The 23,721-nt window shown below is 37.2% G+C and carries 20 protein-coding genes; 16 read left to right on the forward strand and 4 right to left on the reverse strand.

Annotation, left to right across the window (positions count from 1 at the left end; all coding sequences use genetic code 11):
• Positions 1 to 2 precede the first annotated feature (2 nt).
• From ACTQ45_RS01850 to ACTQ45_RS01875, 6 genes are all read left to right on the forward strand, one after another.
• Entirely contained in the window at positions 3 to 2,414 is a 2,412-nt protein-coding gene (locus tag ACTQ45_RS01850) for a carbohydrate binding domain-containing protein (protein ID WP_441762799.1), read from the forward strand.
• A 47-nt stretch (positions 2,415 to 2,461) separates the two neighbouring features.
• Positions 2,462 to 2,776 carry a hypothetical protein gene (locus tag ACTQ45_RS01855; RefSeq protein WP_441762800.1) on the forward strand — a complete coding sequence of 105 codons (315 nt, stop codon included), beginning with the start codon at positions 2,462 to 2,464 and terminating at the stop codon, positions 2,774 to 2,776.
• A gap of 246 nt (positions 2,777 to 3,022) precedes the next feature.
• Positions 3,023 to 3,475: an AAA family ATPase gene (locus ACTQ45_RS01860; RefSeq protein ID WP_441762801.1), complete on the forward strand. Its 453-nt coding sequence runs from the start codon at positions 3,023 to 3,025 to the stop codon at positions 3,473 to 3,475.
• 154 nt (positions 3,476 to 3,629) lie between these two features.
• A complete protein-coding gene (locus ACTQ45_RS01865) occupies positions 3,630 to 4,454 on the forward strand; it encodes an SMP-30/gluconolactonase/LRE family protein (protein WP_441762802.1) in 825 nt (274 codons plus the stop codon).
• Positions 4,455 to 4,986: 532 nt separating this feature from the next.
• Entirely contained in the window at positions 4,987 to 5,133 is a 147-nt protein-coding gene (locus tag ACTQ45_RS01870) for a hypothetical protein (RefSeq protein ID WP_441762803.1), read from the forward strand.
• A 113-nt stretch (positions 5,134 to 5,246) separates the two neighbouring features.
• Positions 5,247 to 5,834 carry a 3'-5' exonuclease gene (locus ACTQ45_RS01875; protein WP_441762804.1) on the forward strand — a complete coding sequence of 196 codons (588 nt, stop codon included), beginning with the start codon at positions 5,247 to 5,249 and terminating at the stop codon, positions 5,832 to 5,834.
• Between the two features lie 57 nt (positions 5,835 to 5,891).
• Here the strand turns inward: ACTQ45_RS01875 and ACTQ45_RS01880 are convergent, their stop codons facing one another.
• A complete protein-coding gene (locus tag ACTQ45_RS01880; RefSeq protein WP_441762805.1) occupies positions 5,892 to 6,848 on the reverse strand; it encodes a 2-hydroxyacid dehydrogenase in 957 nt (318 codons plus the stop codon).
• 184 nt (positions 6,849 to 7,032) lie between these two features.
• On the opposite strand from ACTQ45_RS01880, the gene ACTQ45_RS01885 reads away from it, so the two are divergent.
• The 3 genes from ACTQ45_RS01885 to ACTQ45_RS01895 all read left to right on the forward strand — a co-directional run bounded on the left by ACTQ45_RS01885 (position 7,033) and on the right by ACTQ45_RS01895 (position 11,673).
• Positions 7,033 to 7,851: an MBL fold metallo-hydrolase gene (locus ACTQ45_RS01885; protein WP_441750238.1), complete on the forward strand. Its 819-nt coding sequence runs from the start codon at positions 7,033 to 7,035 to the stop codon at positions 7,849 to 7,851.
• 338 nt (positions 7,852 to 8,189) lie between these two features.
• Positions 8,190 to 9,932 (forward strand): ABC transporter ATP-binding protein, encoded by a 1,743-nt coding sequence (locus ACTQ45_RS01890; RefSeq protein ID WP_441762806.1) that lies wholly within the window; start codon positions 8,190 to 8,192, stop codon positions 9,930 to 9,932.
• The gene (locus ACTQ45_RS01895) at positions 9,919 to 11,673 is read left to right on the forward strand and encodes an ABC transporter ATP-binding protein (protein WP_441762807.1); all 1,755 of its coding nucleotides are present in this window, start codon (positions 9,919 to 9,921) and stop codon (positions 11,671 to 11,673) included. Before ACTQ45_RS01890 ends, ACTQ45_RS01895 begins: the two co-directional genes overlap by 14 nt.
• A 67-nt stretch (positions 11,674 to 11,740) precedes the next feature.
• Here the strand turns inward: ACTQ45_RS01895 and ACTQ45_RS01900 are convergent, their stop codons facing one another.
• Positions 11,741 to 12,436 carry a histidine phosphatase family protein gene (locus ACTQ45_RS01900; RefSeq protein WP_441750241.1) on the reverse strand — a complete coding sequence of 232 codons (696 nt, stop codon included), beginning with the start codon at positions 12,434 to 12,436 and terminating at the stop codon, positions 11,741 to 11,743.
• Positions 12,437 to 12,607: 171 nt separating this feature from the next.
• Between ACTQ45_RS01900 and ACTQ45_RS01905 the strand changes: the two genes are divergently transcribed.
• The 3 genes from ACTQ45_RS01905 (at position 12,608) to ACTQ45_RS01915 (ending at position 15,333) form a co-directional block, all read left to right on the forward strand.
• Positions 12,608 to 13,609: a YihY/virulence factor BrkB family protein gene (locus ACTQ45_RS01905; protein WP_441762808.1), complete on the forward strand. Its 1,002-nt coding sequence runs from the start codon at positions 12,608 to 12,610 to the stop codon at positions 13,607 to 13,609.
• A complete protein-coding gene (locus ACTQ45_RS01910; protein WP_441750243.1) occupies positions 13,610 to 14,818 on the forward strand; it encodes an FtsW/RodA/SpoVE family cell cycle protein in 1,209 nt (402 codons plus the stop codon).
• Between the two features lie 176 nt (positions 14,819 to 14,994).
• Positions 14,995 to 15,333 carry a glycine cleavage system protein H gene (locus ACTQ45_RS01915; RefSeq protein ID WP_441762809.1) on the forward strand — a complete coding sequence of 113 codons (339 nt, stop codon included), beginning with the start codon at positions 14,995 to 14,997 and terminating at the stop codon, positions 15,331 to 15,333.
• A 494-nt stretch (positions 15,334 to 15,827) separates the two neighbouring features.
• On the opposite strand, the gene ACTQ45_RS01920 is transcribed toward ACTQ45_RS01915, so the two are convergent.
• Complete coding sequence (locus tag ACTQ45_RS01920; protein ID WP_441762810.1) at positions 15,828 to 16,568, reverse strand: gamma-glutamyl-gamma-aminobutyrate hydrolase family protein; 741 nt, start codon at positions 16,566 to 16,568, stop codon at positions 15,828 to 15,830.
• Positions 16,569 to 16,755: 187 nt separating this feature from the next.
• Here ACTQ45_RS01920 and holA point away from each other — a divergent pair, with 187 nt between their 5' ends.
• Positions 16,756 to 17,775 (forward strand): DNA polymerase III subunit delta, encoded by a 1,020-nt coding sequence (gene holA / locus ACTQ45_RS01925; RefSeq protein WP_441762811.1) that lies wholly within the window; start codon positions 16,756 to 16,758, stop codon positions 17,773 to 17,775.
• Between the two features lie 69 nt (positions 17,776 to 17,844).
• Positions 17,845 to 18,831: a diaminopimelate dehydrogenase gene (locus ACTQ45_RS01930; RefSeq protein ID WP_441762812.1), complete on the forward strand. Its 987-nt coding sequence runs from the start codon at positions 17,845 to 17,847 to the stop codon at positions 18,829 to 18,831.
• Positions 18,832 to 18,892: 61 nt separating this feature from the next.
• On the opposite strand, the gene rpsT is transcribed toward ACTQ45_RS01930, so the two are convergent.
• A complete protein-coding gene (rpsT, locus tag ACTQ45_RS01935) occupies positions 18,893 to 19,147 on the reverse strand; it encodes a 30S ribosomal protein S20 (protein ID WP_441750248.1) in 255 nt (84 codons plus the stop codon).
• Between the two features lie 228 nt (positions 19,148 to 19,375).
• On the opposite strand from rpsT, the gene uvrB reads away from it, so the two are divergent.
• Positions 19,376 to 21,361, forward strand: coding sequence for an excinuclease ABC subunit UvrB (uvrB, locus tag ACTQ45_RS01940; RefSeq protein WP_441762813.1), 1,986 nt, complete (start codon positions 19,376 to 19,378; stop codon positions 21,359 to 21,361).
• Positions 21,362 to 21,554: 193 nt separating this feature from the next.
• Positions 21,555 to 23,600: an acyltransferase family protein gene (locus tag ACTQ45_RS01945; protein WP_441762814.1), complete on the forward strand. Its 2,046-nt coding sequence runs from the start codon at positions 21,555 to 21,557 to the stop codon at positions 23,598 to 23,600.
• Positions 23,601 to 23,721 lie beyond the last annotated feature (121 nt).

Genomic DNA, 23,721 nt, shown 5'->3' on the forward strand with positions numbered 1-23,721 from the left:
AGATGAAAAAAAGTTCAAAGAAATGGTTGTCTTTATTATCGATTATGGCATTAGGTAATTTAACACCGATTAATATCTTAGCAGAGGATTCAACAAGTGTGGAAGAAACATCGATTGAAACACAAGAAGTTAAATCAGACGATTCAACAACGACAGAAAGCTCAAATGAAGGAACATCTAAAGTGGAATACGCTAGTGAGTACCTTGAAAAATACCAAGAGCAAGGAGTTAACTTTGAAGAGTATGGCTTTGTATGGGGCGATGAATTTGAGGGAGATCAACTAAATCGTGATGATTGGAATGTTGAATTGCATGAGCCTGGTTGGGTAAATGAAGAGTGGCAAGAATATATTGATGATGAAAAAGTTTTACAAGTAAATGATGGAAAATTAGTAATTCAACCAGTAAAAGAGTCAGTTGATGGTCAAGACCTGTATTATTCTGGTCGTGTTAATACACAAAACAAACAAAATTTTAAATATGGTTTTTTTGAAGCGAAAGTAAGAGTCCCTAAAGGGCAAGGCTATTTACCTGCATTTTGGTTGATGTCTGCAGATGAAAATGTCTATGGACAATGGCCGCGTGCTGGTGAAATTGATATCATGGAAATACATGGTAGTGATACGACTAAAAGTTATGGAACAATCCATTACGGTAATCCACATCGTGAAAGTCAAGGCGAAATGCAATTGACTAAAGGCGATTTTAACGAAGAGTATCATATATTTGCACTCGAATGGTTACCTGGAAAAATCAATTGGTTTGTCGATGGCCAATTGATTCATTCTGAAAGCGAATGGTATTCAAAGACAGAAGGACAAGGTGAAATTACCTACCCTGCGCCATTTGATTCAGAATTTTACGTGACTTTAAACTTAGCGGTAGGTGGTAGTTGGATTGGCTATCCAGATGATTCAACTGAATTTGAAGGACAATCCTTTGATATTGATTATGTCAGAGTTTATCAAAAAGAAACTTATGATGAAAATGTTAAAAAACCTTTACAAGAATTTACTGCACGTGAAGCCGATGAATCAGGCAACTACATTGTTAATGGTGATTTTTCAGAAAGCGAAGAATTATTGGATGAAGACAATTGGGTTTTCTTGACCACGCAAGGTGGCGAGGCAGAAGCGAGTATTGCAGATAATCAGTTATCGATTAATACCACTTCTGCGGGCGAGGTGGATTATAGTGTGCAGTTAGTTCAAGCTAATTTGCCAATGGAACAAAATTATCAATATCAAGTTAGCTTCACGGCTTGGAGTGACCAAGAACGTTTGGTTAAAGTGAATCTGACCGGTCCAGATAATGGTTATATTCGTTATTTTGAGGAACAAGAACTTGAATTAACCTCAGAACCACAAATGTTTGAGTTTGAATTTACAATGAATGAAGCTTCAGATGAAAATGGACGATTAGAGTTTAATCTAGGAGCCTACGATGAAGCCTCTCCATTTTACTTAAAAGGCGTCAGTGTGAAGCGTTTAGAAAAAACTGAAGCTTCTGATACGGCCGAAAGTAAAACCGTATTATCAGATGGTAATTATGTTTATAATGGTAAATTCCAAGAGGGTGACTATCATATTGGTTTTTGGCAATGGGACGGTGGTTCAATTGAAGAAGCTATTTCTCCGTTGGAAGACGGTCGCCGTTTAATTATTGCTGGAGGTAAGGAGAGTACCTTAATGCAAGAGCAGCTACCATTAGATGCTGGGGTAGAGTATGAATTTTCCCTAGATATTGAAGCTGAAGAAGACTTTACACTTAAAGGTAAGATTGGTGAATCTACATTCGAGTTACCTGTAGAAAAAGGGTTAAATCCTTATCGTTATAGCTTTACTTTAGAGGAGAATCAGATCGATAATACCGATCTAATTCTAAACTTTGATAATGTGAATGAAGTCAGAGTCGATAATGTAAAAGTGCAAGAAAATCGTTTAATTAAAAATGGAAGCTTTGATGCGGGCTTAACGGGTTATAATGCATTTATTGATGCTTCTGCTAATGCAACGGTTGTGGTGGATAGCTTGAATGAGGACAATGCAGCTGATTTTACGATATATAATACAGGAGACCAAGCTTGGAAAATTCAATTGATTCAAGAACAAGTTCCTTTAATAAAAGGGAAGACTTATCGCTTAACCTTTAAGGCCAAAAGTAGTGTGGATCGTAGTATTATGTATGCTTTGCAACGAGATGGGAAATCTGATGATGTTTGGACGACTTATTTGCCAGAACAGATTGTTCCTTTAAAGGCTGACTATCAAGAGTATAGTTATGAATTTGCGATGGAAGAACCAGATGATTTGCAAGCGATGTTGAGTATTTCGTTAGGTGCTGTGGAAGATAAAGTTATCGAACAAGAACATCGCGTAGTGATTGACGATATCGAACTAGAAGAAGTAAACTAAAGAAAAGACAATAAATGGAATGAAGTTGAGGTGTTAAAATGAATCCGTTGAATGATAAATGGATTATGAATTCCGATTTAGAACAAATCGGGATAAAGCACCGCAAATTATCGGAAGAGTATTTATTTTATAAAGCGGTAGCAGATGGCAATTTGGGTGCGATAGATAAAAATTTACGAGCAAATAAATTTATTGAAGCGGTAAAAACTGATCCAGAATGGCTATTGTATTTTGGATTGATTGCTCTTATCATTTTTGCAGTATTCATGGGAGTGACAACAAACTCTTTTCATTGGACACATCTGATTGTCCGATTAATTACTTCAATTACGCTTGTATTCGTATGGAATTGGTTGAAATAAGATAACTAATGATTGTTGAATAAATCAATTGTTAGAAGTTATCTTAACTAAATTATGAAAAGTTTCTAAAAATTCAGGTAAAACACTAATTTAACAGTGTTTTACCTGATTTCTTGTTATTTTCAGTTTCTTACTATTGCTTGCGTTATATGTAACTATTATAAAATAAATGCTTATTACAGGGAAAGTATTAACCACTTAAAGTATCTTTTTCAAGCAGGCGATGAATTGAAGAGTTAGGTGTACATGATGTGCGAGCCTGCGGGATCAGGCAAGTCTACTCTAGCGAAGAAATTTGAAAGAAACGGCATAATTATACTTTCTTATGATACAGAATCGTTTAAAAGGGGATTATTGGTTCATCCACTACCACAAGAAATTCAAGGAGAAATTAAAGCTTATTTAGATACTATGCTAATTTTACTAATTAAACAAAATAAGGATATCGTTCTAGATTATTCTTTCTGGTCGGTAGGTAGCAGAAGAGAGTACCTTCAATTATTAAAACAGTTTGGGATTAAACCACTTATTTTATATATTGAGACACCTAAAGAGATTGTCCTGGAACGCCTTCGCCTAAGGACTGGTAAGCATCCAAATGATATTATTTTAAGCAAGGAAACAACTTCTCAGTATTATGACCAGTTTCAAAAGCCCAGTCTTGAGGAAGCAGAAGTCATAGTAGTTAAAGGCTATTAATCGTTTTTATAAGCGCTTTTTTAAGAACTCACTACTCACTCGAAATTATAGAATACCTAACTAGGCATTCTTACTTCAGGCTGTATCATTGGAGTGTGCGTTCTTTTATATGTATAGTATAAGTAGACACTAGAACTTGAAAGGATTGAAATGTATGACTCAAAATCTAACACCAGAACTAGTCTATTATGCTGGCAATCAATTATTAGAAGGTCCACACTGGGATGAAGAGAACAATTTACTATATTTCGTATCGATTGAAGATCAGATGATTTATCAATTTAATGAAAAATCAACTGAGATACAGACTTATCCAACTAGTGGCCCGGTAGGAGCCGCTGTACTGACAGAAGGTGGCTATATTCTTTCAGCTGAAAAGGATGGCTTATATTCCATTGATCCTGATACTAAGAAAAGAACCTTTCTAATGCAACCGAACACGGATGACCGTTTACGTTATAATGATGGGAAATTGGATCCAAAGGGGCGTTTCCTAATCGGCACCATGGGTTATGGTGAAACGCTTGAAGGAGCAGCCAGTTTGTTTGTGATTGATAATGGACACTATAAGGAAATTCTGACAGATTTAACATTATCAAATGGACTCGGTTGGTCTGCGGATGGCAGGACTTTCTATCACATCGATACACCGACGAATAAAATTCATAAATATGATTATGATTTAATGACTGCCGATCTCTCGAACAAGCAAATGGTTGTGGAGATTACAGATGGTGGTTCACCGGATGGCATGTGTGTCGATTTAGATGGGAATTTATGGGTTGCTGAATACGGTGGTAAGAGAATTTGTAAATGGGATAGCCAAACGGGTGAACAATTAATTGAAATCCCGATGCCAGTTTCTAACATCACGTCTTGTTGTTTAGGCGGTAGTGAGAAAGAATATCTTTATATCACGACAGCCAAAGAAGACGGTGAAGCTTTATCAGGTGGTTTATTCAAAGTGAAAATCAGATAATTTTAACACGACTGTTCCTTATAAAAAGGAGCAGCTTTTTTATGTAGTCGATGAGTGAGGGAACTAGCTACCTGCCGATTGTTCGTGCCAAATTGGCAGTTGGGGACCCTAGAATCTTCCGATAATTTAAATGGAAAAGCTTACTAACTGACCATCTTTCATGATATAGTATTCTAGATAAAACTAACAAGGAGAGATTCAATGCCAGCTGAATACACGATTAAGGCAATCAAACGCATTGAGCAAGGTGTCTTAAAACAGTTTCTTTATGAAGCAATTTTTAACCAGCTTCTGATAACCTGATTCCATTTTCAGCAATTGAAAGGCCTGATTTAAGTAAGTATATCTCTAAGTTTGGTCAACAGTAAGGTGATTATGCCTTTGGAGCGTTCGCTGGAGCAGAAATTGTTGGTTTAGTATGAGTTCGACTCGTTAAAGGTTATGGACACATCGACAAGGACACACCAGAATTGAATATTTCGGTACTAGAAGGGCATGGGGCAAACAATTAGGACAATCACCAATTAACCATATGCTTCATAAGTTAGCAAAAGAAGGCTATCAACAGTTAGCCTTATCCATTCAAAAAGCTAACAGAGCCGTCACACTTTATCATGCACTTGGTTTCGGGGTTCATTCTGAAGATGAAGAGACAAAAAAGATGGGCTATTTTCTTTAATACTTCGTCAGCTTATGAGGTCGCATAGATGAAGAGTAGCCCTATTGTGTTCGTGATATTGCATTGGATAATTGTTTAGCCTATTATTTAGTGTCATTGAAAGGGGAGATTAGATGCATGATTTCGTCGCTTTGGACGTGGAGACGGCCAACCGCAATCGTTATAGCATTTGTTCCATCGGGATGGTTAAGTTTAAAGATGGAGATATTTTAGATACTTATTATAAATTAATTAATCCGGATGAGAGTTTTTCGTTAGAGAATATTAGAATACATGGAATCCAGGAGCATGAGGTGATTACGGCGCCACGTTTTTATAATTTGTCATACGAAATAGAGCAGTTTATCGGTGGTCGACCGGTCGTGGCTCATAATGCGACGTTTGATATGGGGGCTTTGAAAGATAATTATAATCGTTATGGCTTGGATATTGCGCCTTTAAAGTATGCGTGTTCTTATCAGTTAGCAAGAGCAGTGCGTAAGAATTTTTACAACTATAAATTAAGTACGATTTCTAATTATTATGGAATTCCTTTAACGCATCATGATGCCTTATCGGATGCTAGGGCTGCCGGGCTGATTACCTCTAATTTTATTCATGAAAATCGTTTTGTAAATTTAGATCAATTAGTGCGTTTTGCAGGCTATCCCAACTATGGTATCTTGGGTGGTAATGGTTTTAGAAAAGGACGTAGTCGTTAGAGTGAACATAAAAAAACCCACTTTTGGATTGTATCCAGTGGGTTTTTTGCTCGTGGTTTAGTTAACGATATTTGTTGGCTTTCCGTCTAAGAAAGCTAAGGTATTATCAAAGGCAATATGGGCACGTAAGACCATGGCTTCATCAGTAAGATAAGCAACATGAGGTGTCAAAACGGCGTTTTTAGCTTTCAATAAGGGATAGTCCGCTGGAATTGGAGGTTCCATATCAAAGACGTCAATCCCTGCTCCAGCAATTTTATCAGCATTTAATAATTCGGCTAGCGCATCGTTATCAATGATTGGGCCGCGCGCACAGTTAATTAAAATGGCAGATTCTTTCATTAGTTCAAGTTTTTCTCGTGAAATAGTGCCACGAGTCGAATCGCTGAGAGGTAAATGAATTGAGACGATATCACTTTGCGCCATTAATTCATCAAGACTTACGTATTCAATACCTAAGTCGATTGCTTCTTGTTTTTCGCTACGATTATAGCCAATTAATTTAGCGCCAAAAGCTTTAAATAACTGAGCTGTCATTAAACCGATTTCGCCGGTACCGACAATTCCGACTGTTTTACCTTTAATTTCACGACCTTGGATTAAGCCAGGAAAAGCGTCTGCTTTACGAATGTCTGCGTCGCCTGCAGTCAGCGAGCGGTAAACATCAAGGGTTAAACCAATCACTAATTCAGCAACGGCTTGGTTAGAATAGCCGGCTGCATTTGAAATCGCGATGCTTTTCGCTTTAGCAGCGGGGCCGTCTACGTGGTCGACGCCAGTAAAGGCAACGTTAATTAGTTTAAGGTCGTCTAATTTTTCAATGACTTCGGCTGGGTAAGGGTTATTGGCAATCATGACAATGTCTGCGTCTTGGCTGCGTGCGTATAACTCCTCTGGATCGGTGGTTTTATCTGTGTAGTAGTCAAATTCATGGCCATGATCCTTGATTTTTTGACCTAATTCTTCAATTAATGCGTCTGGAACGCGCAATGGTTCTAATAATTTTACTTTCATTGATAGCTTCCTTCCTCATAACATATTAGGCAATATTGGCGAAAATCTAAGAAAAGAGTATACTTATCTAGTAAACCGCCAATTTGCGTTATTACCATTATATCAGATAATCCATTATAGGATGGCTTAATAGTAGGTAAAGGTAACAGCTGAATTGGACAAAGACTAATTTGGAGAGAGAAACATGGTATTATTTAAAGCTGAAAAAGTAACAGAGGCGATTACGAGAATTGTGATGCCTTATGTCTGTGCTTATTTAATAGAAGGAAAGGACCGAGCCGTCTTAGTGGACACTGGCTTTGGTTATGGCGATTTAAAAGCCTTTGTCGAAGAATTGACTCAGTTGCCATATGACGTTCTATTAACGCATGCTCACCCTGATCATGCCGGAGGGAGCGCTCAGTTCGAGAAGGTGTATTTAAACCCAAGAGAATTTATTGCGGCACAAAGAGATTGTTCGATTGAGAATCGACGGGCCATTCGTCAATATGTCACACGTAAATCTGGCGTGTTGGAAGACAAAGTCGAATTATGGCAGCCACAAAGACAAGCAGATTTTACGCCTTTAGAAGAAGAGGATGTGTTTGATCTAGGTGGGCTGAGTTTGTTGCCGGTCTTAGTGCCGGGACATTCTCAAGGGATTATGTGTTTTATTATTAAGGAAGAGCGGGTGGCTATTTTTGGTGATGCGTGTTCGGATCCCACTTTATTGAATTTAGATGCAAGCACCTCCATTAGAGAACATTTGAAAGGTCTATTGCATTTAAGAAGCTTTGAGGGGCTGTTCGACCATGTCTTAATCAATCACACTGACTTTCACATTGCTAAAGAGGTACTGGCGAATAATATATTACTAGCTCAGAATATTATTCATGGCGTTGATGACAAAATTCGGATTCGTATGTCAGGTAAAGTGTCTTATTCAGCCCGACCGAATCGACTGAAGAATAAGTATCAAATGGTTCCTGTGGGAAATATTATATATACAGAAGAAAAGTTATGATTTACTTAACTTTTTGTTTACTTTTATCTAATGTTGTAGTAGATTTAAAACTGTAATATAAATTACTATATTTAGAAAGGAGAATTATTGATGTACAATTTATTACTAGGCAACACTCAAATGAAATTGAATAGTCGAACTCCTTTCGTGGTTAATGAAATCTAGCCTTGCTGGACTGTAGGTAGCTAAATTTTTGTTAACATTATTTTCTGCAACTATGTCTATTAACCTAGGCCTACGCAAAAGGAAGAGTTTACTTCTGGATGTGTAGGCCTTTTTGTGCAGAAAAATAACGGGCCACGAGAGAAAGAGCAGTAAGAAAGAGAGGCAGTTTATAGATGTTATTAGCTTTATGGCAGTATGTAAAAAAACATCCGATCGTTTATATCTTGGGCGGGTCTTTGGCAGTTATCTCAAGTCTTTTATACTTGATCCCCAATTATTTAATCCAATTATTTGTGGACGCGATTGTCCAAAGTACATTAACGATACCGGATTTAACGAAATATTTATTAATTTATGCAATCACGATGGTTTTAATTTATTTAACCGAAGCAGGCTGGGTGATTTTAATTTTTGGCCAGTCAATGAAATATCAAAAAGAATTAAGAACAAGTATGTTTCGTCACCTTCTAACGCTAAGAGCGCCGTTTTATGAACGACTTCGTTCTGGTGACTTAATGACGCGTATGACGACAGATATTGATTTTATGGGGCAATCGATCGGCTATGGTTTCATGTTAATCGTGGCAGACGGCGCGTTGATGCTCGGTGTGTTAGCAATGATGATCGCGACGATTTCTTGGCAAGCGACTTTATTGAGTTCGATTCCCTTGGTGGTCTTTGGTTTTATTGTCTATCGTTTGGGGATGGAAGTAGACAAACGCTATGAGAAAAGTCGAGATGAAGTTGCCCAATTAAGTAACGAAGTCTTAGAAGTAGTAGATGGGGTACGTGTCATGCGTGCCTATGGTAAAAAGGAATTAGAGCAAGCACGTTTTCAAGAAAAAACCGAAAAAGTGATGGGTAAAGCAAATGATTTAATTTGGATTAATGGTGCCTTTCGTCAAGTAGCCCGCGTCTTTTCCGGCTTATCCATTGCGATTGGTTTATTATATGGCGGTTACTTAGTGGGTGAGGGGCAAATGACAATTGGTGAATTAGTGACCTTTCAAATTTACTTGAGTTATTTAAATGGCTCTATTTGGGGGATGTCTGATTTAGTGGCAGTCTACCAACAAGGGAAAGTTTCATACCGTAAAATTCATGAATTAGAAACAGCAGATGATTTAGTCGAAAAGGATGGCGAACTTGCGATCAGCCAAATCGATAGTATTCAATTTGAAAATTATCTGTTTGCTTACCCCGACGATTTGAATGCAACCTTAGCCGATGTGTCCTTTACTTTAAATAGAGGAGAAACGCTAGGTATCGTAGGTAAAACGGGGAGTGGCAAGTCGACGTTGATTAAACAATTATTGAGGCAGTATCCAATTAGTCAACAAGGGTCTATCTTAATTAATCAAGAAGCCATTAGACAATATAAAGTGGCAGATTTAGAACAGTTAATCGGCTATGTCCCACAAGAACATATTTTATTCTCAAAAACAGTGCGCCATAATATTGAGTTTGGTAATGCTGAAGCTGACGAATCAGGGTTTAACGCTGCCATTCAAACGGCGGACTTCGAAAAAGATATTAAGAATATGAGTGAAGGTCTTGAAACTTTAATTGGAGAAAAAGGTGTGGCAATTTCTGGAGGTCAAAAACAAAGAGTATCTATGGCTCGTGCGATGATACGTGAACCAGAGTTACTTATCTTAGATGATTCATTATCAGCGGTTGATGCAAAGACTGAACAAGCGATTATCGCAAATATTCAGAAAGTGCGTAATAATAAAACGACGATTATTGTGACTCACCGTTTATCTGCTGTATCGCATGCGGATCATATTCTTGTCATTGAAGAGGGTCGTATTACTGAATCAGGGACACCACAAGAACTGCTTGCCTCTAAAGGTTGGTTTTACAAACAACATGAAAAACAACAAATGGAGGAGGTAGATTATGACAACATTTAATCGCTTATTAACGTATGTACGTTATCGAAAAGTGAGTTACAGTATTGGAATCGTTTTATTATTAATATCGGCCGGCTTGTCGATTTATGCACCTATTTTGGGAAGTCAGTTAATTAACTATGTCTCTGAGCAAACACAAGCAAAAGCTGTAATCGAATGGCCAGTGTTAGTTCAATTATTTTCGTATTATTTGGCTTTCGTTTTTACGAGTGCAACTATCGGCTATGCAAGCTATATCATTTTAGCTTATGCATCCAATGATATTGGACGAATCATTCGGAACCAAGTTCATGAACATATGCAAGAATTGCCTATTTCATATTTTGATGATAAACCCGCCGCGAAAATTTCTGCACGGATTGTAAACGATACGGAAGTTTTAAGAGAGAATTTTTATCAAAACTTTTCAACCCAAGTGTTACTCAATGGTGTTCAAGTGGTTGGAACGTATATTGCTTTATTCTTAGTAAGTAAGCCAATAGGCTTAGCGATGTTAGGTTTAATTCCGATTTTTATTATTTGGCAGTTAGCTTATATGAAATTGGTTCAGCCACTCAACCATCGTTGGCGAGAGTCGGTTAGTGAAATGAATAGTCAAACGGCTGAAATTGTACAGGGAGCTTCAATTGTTCAATTGTTTCACCGTCAACAATCAATGGAAGATGAATTTGAAAAAACAAATCAAGAGTGGTTGGAATCGCGTAAAAAAACAAACTATATTGATTCAACTTTAACGTGGAATATCGCAGGCTTATTGAAGCATCTTGTGACTTTATTTGTGATGATGTACCTTGGTACGCGTTTTTCGAATGGAGTATTAGGTTATTCAACGGGTATTTTATTTATATTGATTGACTATGTGTCACGTATATTTGATCCTATAAGTATGATTGTTCGTTTAATGACGATGCTCCAACAAGCGCTTGTGGCTGGTCATCGAGTGTTTGAACTGCTAGATACACCGGTTGAAGTAGATAGCCAAGCGACTTTAGCCGTCGGTGAAGGTGTAGTGAGCTTTGAGCATGTCAACTTTGGCTATAAAGAAAACCATCAAGTGTTGAAAGATATCAATTTCACTGTCAAGAAAGGACAAACAGTTGGTTTAGTTGGTCATACAGGCTCAGGAAAGAGTTCGATTATTAACTTATTGTTTCGTTTCTATGATCCACAAAGTGGACAAGTACTCATTGATGGTCAGAATATTTATGACTATAGTCGTGAAAGTGTTCGAGATAAAATGGGGATTGTTTTGCAAGAACCTTATTTATTTACTGGGACAATCGCGAGTAATATTAGTATGAATGATGAAACAATTACTGAAGAGACTATCCTTGATGCGATTGATAAAGTCGGAGCAAGACCAATGATTGATAAATTGGAAAAAGGGATTTATACCGAAGTTGTTGAAAAAGGGCAATCATTGTCGTCTGGAGAAAGGCAATTGATTTCTTTTGCACGTACATTGGCCAGTGATCCTAAAATTCTAATCCTTGATGAAGCCACTTCTCATATCGACTCACAAACAGAAGAAGTGATTCAACATGCGATGAATGTCGTAAAAGAAGGGCGTACAACATTTATTATCGCCCATCGATTATCAACGATTCAAAATGCTGATCAAATAATTCTACTTGATCAAGGCGTGATTCGCGAACAGGGTAATCACCACGAACTACTGACGTTGAATGGCCAGTATGCCGAAATGTTCCGAATGCAAGGGAAAGTTTCAACCGTTATTTAATAAAAAGAAGCCAAACTGTTTGCTTTTATTAGCAAACAATTTGGCTTTTCTGATTTTAATGATGTAGTTATTGGTCGTCAGCTTCTTCAGCAATATCAGCGAAATGATGCGTTTGATTATAAGCTAGTATTTGGAAATGTCCGTCACTATATTTAACGATCGAAACGGATGCGTTATTAAGTGGGTCGTTTTCTGAAAAATCAGCAACTAAACCATGAAGTAAGTTACGAATAGTCATGCCGTGGCAGACAACCAGAATGTTCTGGTCAGTTCCAGCATGCTTGTTTAATAATTGTAACAAACCATTCTCTACTCGGTTCCAAAATTCTGCATAATTTTCAGCGTGTTTATATGGGTCGAGTTCTTTGACTGCGTTTAATGCAGCTTCCACTTGTAAATCATTTCCAGCTGGTAGGCCATGTTTTAAACGAACGTTGTTTTGAACGTCGTCCCAAACTTGACGAGCATCTAAACCTTCAAAAAATCCAAAATGAACCTCGCGAAATTCTTTCATTGGAACAATTTTTAAATGATCAGCCTGTTGATTTTCTTTTAAAATAATTTGCGCGGTTTCAATGGTACGCATTAAATCACTTGAATAAACAGCATCGAACGTGACGTTGGTTAAGCCTTTGCCACTTCTGTGAACATCCGTGATGCCTCGATCCGTTAATGGGGCATTTGCCCAGCCTTGCATACGACCATAAAGATTAAGATATGTTTCACCATGACGCATAAAATAAAAAGTTACACCTTTCGACATTAAAAAAAACCTCCTACAATAGTGTTCTCCCTTATTATAGCCTTTGTATTGTTACATGTCTAAGCAAAGACAAATTTATCAATTTTACTTTAAATCGCACGGCTTCGAGTGCATTTTAAAGTGGAATATGGTAATCTGAAAGAGTTATAAAAGTGTGAAGGAGATGAGACAATGGAAGTCGAACAACCTACACTAGGGGATCGCCTGCTTAAAACATTTCAAGTCAATAAGCAGCAGTTGCAGTTTGGAACGTATGCAGCAGAGTTATCATTCTATATAATTTGGGCAATTGTACCGATTATGCTAGCACTTGCTAACGTCATCGCTATACTACCTTTATCTGAGCAAGACATCATCTTTTACATTGAAAGAGCCTTGCCATCAGAAGTTGAGACTGTATTAATGCCAATTTTGGAAAGTTATCTAGATAACACCAGTACTGGGGTATTTTCTTTGGGGTTGGTTATATCCCTATGGCCAGCATCTAATGTGTTTAATACATTGCAAAGAGTGCTCAATACGATTTATAAAGCGGAGCCTCGTAAGAACTTTTTCTTAGCACGTGGTTTTGCTTACGCCTTTACCTTGGCCATCGTGGTCGTGTCTGCGGCTTTGTCATTCTTGATGATTTTTGGTGAAACAGTGATTGAGATGTTACAAAGTGTCTTTCATCTGGATTTATTCTTTTGGAATTTTTTCATTGAACAAGGGAGTATCATTGCGCTATTAGTCTTTTTCTTAATGCTGACAGTGATTTACCATTTTATCCCCAACGTTAATTGGCCGTTTAAATACTCGCTACCAGGGGCATTATTTTCAGTCATTGGCTTCATATTAGTCTCGCAATTATTTAATTTGTACTTATCTTTTGCTAGCAATGCAGCCACAAGTAATAGTACAATTGGAGTTCTAATAGTTGTGATTATTTGGCTCTATTTTAATGCGATGGTTATATGTATCGGTGCCTATATCAACGTCTTCTACCGTGACTTTAAAGAAAAAAGTTATTGGCATTTGGTTGAAGAAACGACAAAATACAAATCATTCAACTCTTATAGTTCAAATTTTCAACACTATAGTGGCGCAATGCCTGGACTTAAACATGAAATTATTAAGAATTTACCAACATCAGTGATTGATCGATCTGATGACGAAAGGAGAACGAGATCTTAGATGACAACTAGACATCAATCTCGACGATTATCCAAATCGAGTGATTCACGTATCGATTATGGAATTATATTAAACGTATTAATTTTAGCTATTATAGGTTTGCTAAGTGTTTATGCGACAACAACTATGATAGAAGGTAGTAATATTACACCGACGCTTTTACATGCTTTATGGTATGCGGTAGGTGCACTTATCGTGATAGTAGTCATTCAATTTGATAGTGAACAATACTGGAAATTGTCTGCTTTCTTATATGGAGGCGGCTTGCTCTTGTTAGTGTTGGTCTTGTTCCTTTATGACCGCCAAATGGAATCGTTAACCGGTGCGAAAAGTTGGTTTATTATTGGGCCATTTTCATTCCAGCCTTCAGAGTTATTTAAGCCTGCTTTTATTGTTTTCTTAGCGAGAGTCGTTACCGAACATAATAGTAAAAATATTCAACGTACTTTGAAAACTGACTGGGTACTATTAGGGAAAGTAGCTCTGTTTTCATTACCACCCGTTATTTTGATTCAACTACAAAATGACTTGGGAACCAACTTAGTTGTTTTAAGTATTATTGCCGGTACAGTCTTAATGTCTGGCGTTTCTTGGAAAATACTTGTTCCATCACTTTCTGTCGTTGTAATCTTTGGTGGAGGTTTGATTGCCTTAGCAGCTTTTTACCCAAATATTTTACTGGATTCTGGCATATTCCAACCCTACCAATTAGAACGTATTAATAGTTGGTTGAATCCATTTGGGGATGCTCAGGGTAATAGTTACCAACTTGCTCAGAGTATTATGGCAGTAGGCTCAGGACAATTAGCAGGTAAAGGATTCGGAATCTCAGAAGTCTCTGTACCTGTTCGTGAGTCAGACTTTATCTTTACGACGATTGCCGAAAGTTATGGCTTCCTTGGTGGATCGGTTTTGCTATTCATTTATTTCTTACTTATTTATCAAATGGTTCAAACATGTTTTGAAACGAAAAATGAATTCTACACCTATATTGCAACAGGTGTTATATCAATGATTCTTTTCCATATTGTTGAAAACATTGGAATGACTATTGGTTTATTACCTATTACCGGGATTCCTTTACCATTCGTTTCACAAGGGGGATCAGCCTTACTAAGTAATATGATTGGTATAGGATTGATTCTATCTATGCGTTACCACCATAGAAGTTATATGTTTTCAAATAATGATCAATTTAATTACGATTAATGACAAACCAAACAGATTGAAACAGCTTCCCAAAGTGTTGCAATTTCTGTTTGGTTTTTTGTATGCAATTCATCGATTGACGGTAATATTTACTAAAGGTATAATGGTTTTAAGGATAAGCGACGATATAACAGAGCTTATGGACTGTTGTAATTAAGAAAGGGTGGAGGATAGATATGATAAAAGAAATCAATCAATTATGGGTTCAAGCGGGTGACAAGATAGATGGAGAAGTAATCTATACAATCGGTTTATCTAGTCAATTACAAGATGAGGTCGGTGATATCAGTTTTGCTAGTATTGCAGATTTAGGGACAATTGAAGCCGACGAGACTTTATTGAATGTAGAAGCTTCAAAAGCAGCAATTGAAATTCCCGCACCATTCTCAGGGACAATTATTGAACGTCACGAAACCGCTGAAGAAACGACTAGTTTATTAGACTCGCCTGATCAAGCTTCAAACTGGCTAGTTCGCATGACAGCAAGTGAAGCAAATGCATTTGCTTCACTATAAGTAACTAAATATAGTTAGAAATAAATAATGACTTCACACAGATTGATGGGTGTGAAGTTTTGTCCTAGTATAAGGGATTATAAAATATAGGTGGACTTATCATGCTTCAGGATACTTGTCTTGGTAGGAAGTAAATTTAAAAGAAAACCTAGTCTCGCTAAGGAAATTCGCCGTGTTGCCAATACGACACATGCTTTCGGGCATCTTCAACGCCGTGTCACCAATAGACACGTGCGCCAGAGTGCTAATCAGACACAGTACTTATATAAAAACCTGACAGAAAAAGGTGTCCATTGTCACGTCGAAGGACGATTAAAGCTTGGTGCTACTATTAAATTATCGTCAAAATCATTGTAGCAGCCACCTTTCATCTGTTCTAAAGTATCGTAAACAAGATGCAAGAGCTAATTCGGTCGCTAAACAACTAGGGTCTCTTTAAGGCCTAATGAAAAAACACGCTCACTTTATTGAAAAGTTGGGCGTGTTTTAATGTTTTACATGGACGACTTCGAACTAATGGAACGCTTGATTAAATCCTTGAAAATCGATAAACTCTCATGATTTTCTAGAAATGTTAATTCTGGATGCCATTGGATGCCGATAATGCTCTGGTTATCATCAACTACTTCAATTGCTTCAATGACATTATCAGGACTCCAAGCGGAGACTGTTAAGCCTTTACCTAATTCTTTGATTGCTTGATGATGAATTGAATTGACATAGCTGTTATTGTCAATGATTTCAGCAATATGCGTGCCAGATTTTACTTTAATCGAGTGAGTGGAAAACTCTGGTTGAGATCGTTGAACGTGTTGAATCGTAATTGATTCATCTTCGGATAAGTCTTGTAGTAAGCTTCCTCCTAAAACCACATTTATTAACTGTAAGCCACGACAGATACCTAAAATTGGTTTTTTCTGGCGAATCGCTTCTTTGACTAAAGCGACTTCACATTTGTCTCGTTCAGGTGAAGTTGGTCCAATTACTTTTCTAGGTTCTTCACCATACAACATTGGGGTCACATCTTGTCCGCCAGTCAGTAAGAGCCCATCAATTAATTGGATATATTCTTTAGCAAAAGTAGCATCATTAATGGGAATAATAATGGGTGTGCCTCCTGCCAGACTGATGGCAGTTGAGAAGCCAGTAGAAGAGTAATTAATTTTGAATGCTTCAAAATCATCGTTTTTAAAAGCAGATGTATTGCCTGTAATACCTATAATAGGGTGTGTCAATCAAATGCTCCTTTCTGTAAGCAGTTATAAACCTATTATAGCCTAAGAAGAGTGAAAATCAAACCCAAAATTAAAACTTGATGAGAAAGAAAGGGGTGTTTTTCCTTTTTTGTAAAAAAGTGACGGTGCTTTTAGTAATTTACTGTGAATTAAGTTATAATGTTTCAATGAAGCAAGGAGTGATGGCGTGGATTACCAAAAAGCGATACAAGATGTCAAAAAAGGAAATTTGAAGGCAGTTTATACGATTTTCGGGTCAGAATTGTTTCTACAACAGGAATTTCTGCAGATTTTATTGAATCAATTCGGCGAGGCTGACAATTTAGATATGGCAAAAATTGATTTAAGCGAGCAATCACTTGATGCTGCATTAGATGAAGCAGAGATGTTTTCTTTTTTTGCTGAATATCGACTTATAATTGTAGAGAACGTCCAGTTTTTGAATGCAAATTCGAGTCAAAAGTTATCAACGAGTGAAGAAAAACGTTTGTTAGATTATATCAATAATCCGAACGAAGCCTCTGTGATTGTGTTTGTTATACCTTTTGATCAAGTGGATAAACGAAAAAAATTAACAAAAGCTTTTCAAAAGCAAACTGCTTTTATTGAAGTGAATCCTCTGAAAGAACAAGAGGTTAGCCGCTATATCCAACGTTATATTGAAGGGGAACAGTTAAACATCACCCGAGAAGCCAGTCAAGAATTGCTTGTGAGAGTGAATTATCAATTAACAGAAGCGATGGGTGAAATTTCAAAACTGAAGAGTTTTAGTTTAACAGGCCAGCCAATTACAATCGATGTTGTGAGAACCTTGGTGCCACGAACGCTTGAGTCCAATGTATTTGAATTAACAGATGCTGTCATGAAGAAAAGAGTGGATAAAGCCGTTCAGATTTATCAAGATTTAATTTTAATGAAACACGAGCCAATTGCCTTACATGCCTTGATAATTTCTCAGTTTAGATTAATTATTCAAAGCAAATTACTGAATCAGCAAGGTTATTTAGAAGCAGATATTGCAAAAGAATTGAGTGTCCATCCTTATCGAGTTAAGTTGGCACTACAATCTGGCCGTCGTTCAAACTTGAAGCCGTTGGCTGAATTTTATGATGAATTAATTGAAGTCGATTATCATATGAAAACAGGTGTTGGTATTAAAGAAACACACTTTTACTTGCTATTAACCAAACTGGTTTCGTTAGCATAATTTTTTTGATGCTTGCAAGGAAACCGAACTTAAACCAGAAAATGAAAGCTTTGAAAAGGAGAAACACGTATGAGTCAAACAATTAGAATCGGTATCTGTGGTTATGGCAATCTTGGTAGAGGAGTCGAACGCTCGATTTCTCAACAAGCCGATATGTCATTAGTCGCAATATTTTCAAGAAGAGGCAAGGCTGGGGTTGAACCGCTTAATCCTTTGACGACGGTAGAACATTTAGATCAAATGATTCATTATCAAGATAAAATTGATGTGATGATTTTATGTGGTGGATCAGCAACCGATTTGCCAGAACAAACACCAATGATTGCGCAATATTTCAATACGATTGATAGTTTTGATACGCATGCAAAAATACCAGAGCACTTTGCTGCTGTTGATAAAATTGCTCAAAAGCATCAGCATGTGAGTATTATTTCAGTCGGTTGGGATCCGGGCCTATTCTCCATGAATCGGGTCTTAGCAGAAACAGTCCTACCTGTAGGTGAGACGTATACATTCTGGGGGAAGGGGTTAAGCCAAGGGCATTCAGATGCTCTTAGACGCATTGAAGGCGTTAAGCATGCCGTTCAGTATACGATTCCTTCAGAGCAAGCGATAAAGCGAGTGCGACAAGGAGAACAACCGAAACTATCCACTGGACAAAAGCATACGCGTGAATGTTATGTCGTGTTAGAAGCTGAAGCAGACGCAGAAGGCATTGAGCAAGAAATCAAAGCAATGCCAGACTATTTTGCCGAATATGAAACCAGTGTTCAGTTTATATCTGAAGCGACATTGCTTGCAGAGCATAATGAAATGCCACACGGTGGAGTGGTTTTAAGAAGTGGTCATACGGGGGAAGAGACTAAACAAACTTACGAATTTAATTTAACTTTAGGATCGAATCCTGAGTTTACCGGAAGTGTCTTAGTCGCTTATGCACGCGCAGCTTATCGAATGAAGCTAAAAGGGCAAGTAGGTGCAAAAACGGTCTTTGATGTAACGCTTAGCGAGCTATCGCCAAAAACACCAGAAACTTTACGAAAAGATTATTTATAAGGAACAAAAAAAGCGTCGAAGCTCACTCGATAAAGAGTGCTTCGACGCTTTTAAATTAGAATTATTTAGATAATAATCCGCTTAAACGAGATTTGTCACGAGCAGCTTTATTCTTGTGAATAAGACCTTTGTTTGCTGTGCTATCAATTTCCTTAACGGCTAATTTAAATAAATCTGCTGCGTTCCCTTCGCCAGTTTCCACTGCATTACGGAAGTTTTTAATTGCTGTACGCATTCCAGCAACGTGAGCACGGTTTACTTCAGATTTACGTACGTCTTGACGAATACGTTTGATTGCTGATTTGTTATTTGCCATGCTAGTCACCTCTTTCCTGTTTATTTGCTATTTAAGTCTGAGACTTAGTCAACAAGAAACATTATACATGAAAACACTACCTATGTGCAATATTAAAAAATCATTTTTGAACAAAATATTAATAATAGTTATTTGATAAAATCAGAAAGATAGGTAGATATTGACGAAAGTGTTATAATAAAGGAGTAGTAAACCTACCTAAATGATGCATAAGAGAGGAAGGTCGAGATGGTGGATTTTAAAGTCGTATCACCTTATGAACCTGGCGGAGATCAACCGCAAGCAATTAAAGAATTAGTTGCTGGATTAAATGCCGGTAAAAAAGAACAAGTCTTACTTGGAGCGACAGGGACAGGTAAAACCTTTACTGTTGCCAATGTTATCCAAGAAGTAAATAAACCAACCTTGGTACTGGCCCACAACAAAACACTAGCTGGTCAATTATATAGTGAATTGCTAGAATTTTTTCCTGAGAATTCAGTTGAATATTTCGTTTCTTATTATGATTATTATCAACCAGAAGCATATGTCCCTTCATCCGACGCTTACATAGAGAAAGAATCGAGCGTCAATGATGAAATCGACAAGTTACGTCACTCGGCATCTAGCGCTTTATTAGAAAGAAGAGATGTCATTGTAGTAGCTTCTGTTTCCTGTATTTATGGACTTGTTAATCCGGAAAACTACCGGGAACATGTATTGTCTTTAAGACAAGGTCAAGAAGTGAGTCGCAATGATGTACTCAGTCGATTAATTGAGATGCAATTTGTTCGTAATGATATCGATTTTCAAAGAGGAACTTTCCGAGTTCGTGGGGATGTATTAGAAATATTTATGGCTTCTCGCGACAAAGAAGTGATCCGTGTTGAATTTTTCGGAGATGAAATTGAAAGAATCCGAACAGTGGATGTCTTAACGGGTGAAATTAAAAGTGATGTGGAACATTACCCCATTTACCCTGCGACTCACTTTGTTGCTAATGATGAACAAACACTTTCAGCTGTTGAATCTATTCGAGCTGAATTAGAAGAAAGATTAATTGAATTACGTGAAGAAAATAAATTATTAGAAGCCCAACGTTTAGAACAACGGACGAATTATGATATTGAGATGCTACTTGAGATGGGATATTGTAGTGGAATTGAAAACTACTCTCGTCATATGGACGGTCGAAAACCAGGAGAGGCACCTTATACCTTAATTGATTTCTTTCCGGATGATTTCTTAATCGTAGTTGATGAATCTCACATGACGATGCCACAAATTCGTGGGATGTATAACGGAGACCGTGCTCGTAAAGAAGTTCTTGTAGATTATGGCTTTAGATTACCTAGTGCTGTGGATAACCGACCTTTAAGACTGGAAGAGTTTGAAGCGAAAGTAAATCAAATCCTATATATTTCAGCTACCCCAGGACCTTATGAGTTAGAACATACAGGCGGCAAATTTATCGAACAAATTATTCGTCCGACCGGTCTATTGGATCCAATTATCGAAGTTCGTCCGATTGATGGACAAATTGATGATTTAGTGAAGGAAATTAGCTTACGTTCTGAGCGTAATGAAAGAGTCTTTATTACGACATTAACGAAGAAGATGTCAGAAGATTTAACAGACTATCTTAAAGAACTAGATATTAAAGTGAAATACTTACATAGTGATATTAAAACGCTTGAACGAACAGAAATTATCCGAGACTTACGTCTAGGTATTTTTGATGTTCTAGTAGGGATTAACTTATTACGAGAAGGCTTAGATGTTCCAGAAGTGTCATTAGTCGCAATCCTGGATGCAGATAAAGAAGGTTTTCTACGTAGTGAACGAGCACTCGTTCAAACGATTGGTCGTGCTGCCCGAAATGAAAATGGACGCGTGATTATGTATGCCAATAGAATTACTAAATCAATGGATTATGCTTTAGCGGAAACTGAGCGTCGTCGTGGGATTCAACAAGCCTATAATGAGAAACACGGCATTGTGCCTAAGACGATTAAGAAAGGCGTCCGTGATTTAATCCGAATCAGTCACGATATCGAATCTGAAGAACGAGAAGAGAATATCTTAAAACAATTTAAAGCTTTATCTCGTTTACAGCGTGAAGAAGAATTGGAACGCTTAACACTAGAGATGAAACAACATGCTAAGGACTTGAACTTTGAGGCAGCAGCAGATCTTAGGGATATCATTATGGAATTACGTGCATCATTCAAATAAGCACTCACATGAAACCAACATTATATAGATAAGTATTCATTTAGGAATGTCTATAGTAATGTTGGTTTTTGCTATTTTAGATAAGTAAATTTTTAATTAAGATACATAAATGAAGTGAGCTTTCTTCCTTCTTATTTATTTTTACTCTATAATTAGGAATCAAGATAACAAATCTTAGAGAAAGGGGATGAATATGAGTAAAACGCAACGTATACCGAGTTTTGATGGCTTAAAAGGTTTAGCGATTGTTTCAATTATTGCCTATCATTTATTTCCATCAGTGATACCTGGGGGCTTCCTCATGGTGAATACATTTCTTGTGATTTCCGGATATTTTTTTGCAAGAAAGATGGAACAAATCCCTGATATTAATTACAAAATAAATTGGTCACGGGTATGGCAATATTTAAAGAAAACAGTCGAACGTTTATTTATACCCGTGTTTTGGATGATTTTATTAGTAGTGGTGGGATTATTGCTTTTCTATCCACAAGAACTCAAGCACATTCAATCGGATGTATTTTCAGGCTTATTTTTTTATAATAATATTTTTCAAATATCTGCTGAACGTTCCTATTTTGTCCAGATGACAAATGCCTCGCCTTTTACGCACCTTTGGTACAATGCATTATACTTACAGTCATTTTTAGTGAGTATTCCCTTAATTTTATTGACTCGTCAGTTGAAATTATCCGTCCAAAGTAAAGCCGTTTTCTGGCTAGTACTTGTCTTGCTGAGTCATTTAATGGTGTGGTATTTATATTCCCCAGGGGAAGATCCTTCACGCGTCTATTATGGTTTAAGTACCCGTTTGTCATCATTTGCGATTGGGATTGCAGCTGCTTATGTCACGCCTTATATACTTAAACTGATTTCGGTCATCAAAGAAAAAAGAGTTTTCTATAATATTATTGGCGTGTTGACGGCTATTGATATGTTGTTCTTGATTTTGATTACAAAGGATCAAGCTGATATTACGTATCATTTGTGGTTACCGGCCTTTAATATCTTTAGTATGATATTAGTTTTCTTAATTAGTGTTAGAACTCAAAGTCTCTCAGTTTGGCTATCTTTACCACCTTTGACTGCAATCGGAAAAAGATCCTACGCTTACTATTTATGGTATTACCCGATTATCGTCTTTATGATGAGCCAATTCCGTATATTTAATGGCAATATGACTTGGATTAATCTAGCTTCTATAGTAGCGATTGCTATAGTGGGTGAATTGTTCTATCGTTTAATCGAACGTCAAGGAATTTATTTCTGGTTTGGATCAAGTTTTAACTTTAAAGAAGATGCCGCAGACCTGAAAAGGATGTTTAAAGAATCTGAGTTTAATAAAAAGAAACTTCTCGCTTTCATTGCTTATATGATTCTGTTGCTGTTATTTGCAATTGGTTTACTCCAAACAGCTAATAATACGCGATTGACTCAGTTTCAACTAGAATATCAGGCTTTTCAAACAGCTACGAACATCCAAGGCGATCCTTATCCTTTAGAAGAGGGGATGATCGAAACCAAAGAACGACTACTAAATGTTGATGATGTTTTAGACACCCATTTATTAGCGGAACGTCCACTTCGTGATTTCCATGAGGAATTAATGAAGATAACAGATGAAGCTCAAGCAGTGAGTGCAGAAGCGCAAAGAATTTACTCAGAAAATCAAGCCGTTTTCAATCAAATCGAAGCAAGTAGTCCATTGACTTTTGAGTTGCTCCCACCTGAAGTCTTACTTTTTGCAAGTGAAGTACCTGTGACTTTCTTCGGAGACTCATTAGTTTTCTTAAGTGGACCCCAAGCCATGGATGTTTTCTTGAATGGTAATCATTTTGGGCAAGCGAATCTTCAAATTTGGGATGCAGTAGACATCATGATTGATTTAATCAACCAAGGTTTCGTTAAAGAAAATGTCGTGATAGTATTAGGAACTAACGCTGGCTTAGATGAAGATGGGATGACTCAACTAATTGAAGCAGCAGGTGAACGTCAATTGTTTTTTGTTAATACAAATTCACGCGTGATGCATATCGATGATGTGAATACAATGATTAAAGAATTTACAAAAGCTTATTCTAATGTACATGAAGTCGATTGGTATAATGCTCAACAGGGACACCCAGAATGGTATGACGGTGATGATATTCATCATAGTCCTGAAGTGGGTAGAGCGAATTTCAATGCCTTAGTTGCGGAAAAGATGTTTGAAGTGCTAGAAAGCGCCAATAATAATTAACCTAAAAATAAATCATTTAATGGTTGCTTTTTGAATGGATTTCATGTAAATTAATTGAGTGTGATAATCACACTGACCCGTGCTCAGTTTTACGAATCACCAACGTATTACTTAGCGTGAG

The sequence above is a fragment of the Fundicoccus sp. Sow4_D5 genome, from assembly GCF_052116365.1.
In the GTDB taxonomy this organism is placed as follows: Bacteria; Bacillota; Bacilli; order Lactobacillales; family Aerococcaceae; genus Fundicoccus.

Coding starts and splice junctions, on each gene's coding strand:
- ACTQ45_RS01915 (WP_441762809.1), top strand. CDS start 14,995: ATGATAAAAGAAATCAATCAATTATGGGTTCAAGCGGGTGACAAGATA.
- ACTQ45_RS01895 (WP_441762807.1), top strand. CDS start 9,919: ATGACAACATTTAATCGCTTATTAACGTATGTACGTTATCGAAAAGTG.
- ACTQ45_RS01875 (WP_441762804.1), top strand. CDS start 5,247: ATGCATGATTTCGTCGCTTTGGACGTGGAGACGGCCAACCGCAATCGT.
- ACTQ45_RS01885 (WP_441750238.1), top strand. CDS start 7,033: ATGGTATTATTTAAAGCTGAAAAAGTAACAGAGGCGATTACGAGAATT.
- rpsT (WP_441750248.1), bottom strand. CDS start 19,147: ATGGCAAATAACAAATCAGCAATCAAACGTATTCGTCAAGACGTACGT.
- ACTQ45_RS01850 (WP_441762799.1), top strand. CDS start 3: ATGAAAAAAAGTTCAAAGAAATGGTTGTCTTTATTATCGATTATGGCA.
- ACTQ45_RS01870 (WP_441762803.1), top strand. CDS start 4,987: ATGCTTCATAAGTTAGCAAAAGAAGGCTATCAACAGTTAGCCTTATCC.
- ACTQ45_RS01910 (WP_441750243.1), top strand. CDS start 13,610: ATGACAACTAGACATCAATCTCGACGATTATCCAAATCGAGTGATTCA.
- ACTQ45_RS01860 (WP_441762801.1), top strand. CDS start 3,023: ATGATGTGCGAGCCTGCGGGATCAGGCAAGTCTACTCTAGCGAAGAAA.
- uvrB (WP_441762813.1), top strand. CDS start 19,376: ATGGTGGATTTTAAAGTCGTATCACCTTATGAACCTGGCGGAGATCAA.
- ACTQ45_RS01930 (WP_441762812.1), top strand. CDS start 17,845: ATGAGTCAAACAATTAGAATCGGTATCTGTGGTTATGGCAATCTTGGT.
- ACTQ45_RS01890 (WP_441762806.1), top strand. CDS start 8,190: ATGTTATTAGCTTTATGGCAGTATGTAAAAAAACATCCGATCGTTTAT.
- ACTQ45_RS01880 (WP_441762805.1), bottom strand. CDS start 6,848: ATGAAAGTAAAATTATTAGAACCATTGCGCGTTCCAGACGCATTAATT.
- ACTQ45_RS01945 (WP_441762814.1), top strand. CDS start 21,555: ATGAGTAAAACGCAACGTATACCGAGTTTTGATGGCTTAAAAGGTTTA.
- ACTQ45_RS01905 (WP_441762808.1), top strand. CDS start 12,608: ATGGAAGTCGAACAACCTACACTAGGGGATCGCCTGCTTAAAACATTT.
- ACTQ45_RS01900 (WP_441750241.1), bottom strand. CDS start 12,436: ATGTCGAAAGGTGTAACTTTTTATTTTATGCGTCATGGTGAAACATAT.
- ACTQ45_RS01865 (WP_441762802.1), top strand. CDS start 3,630: ATGACTCAAAATCTAACACCAGAACTAGTCTATTATGCTGGCAATCAA.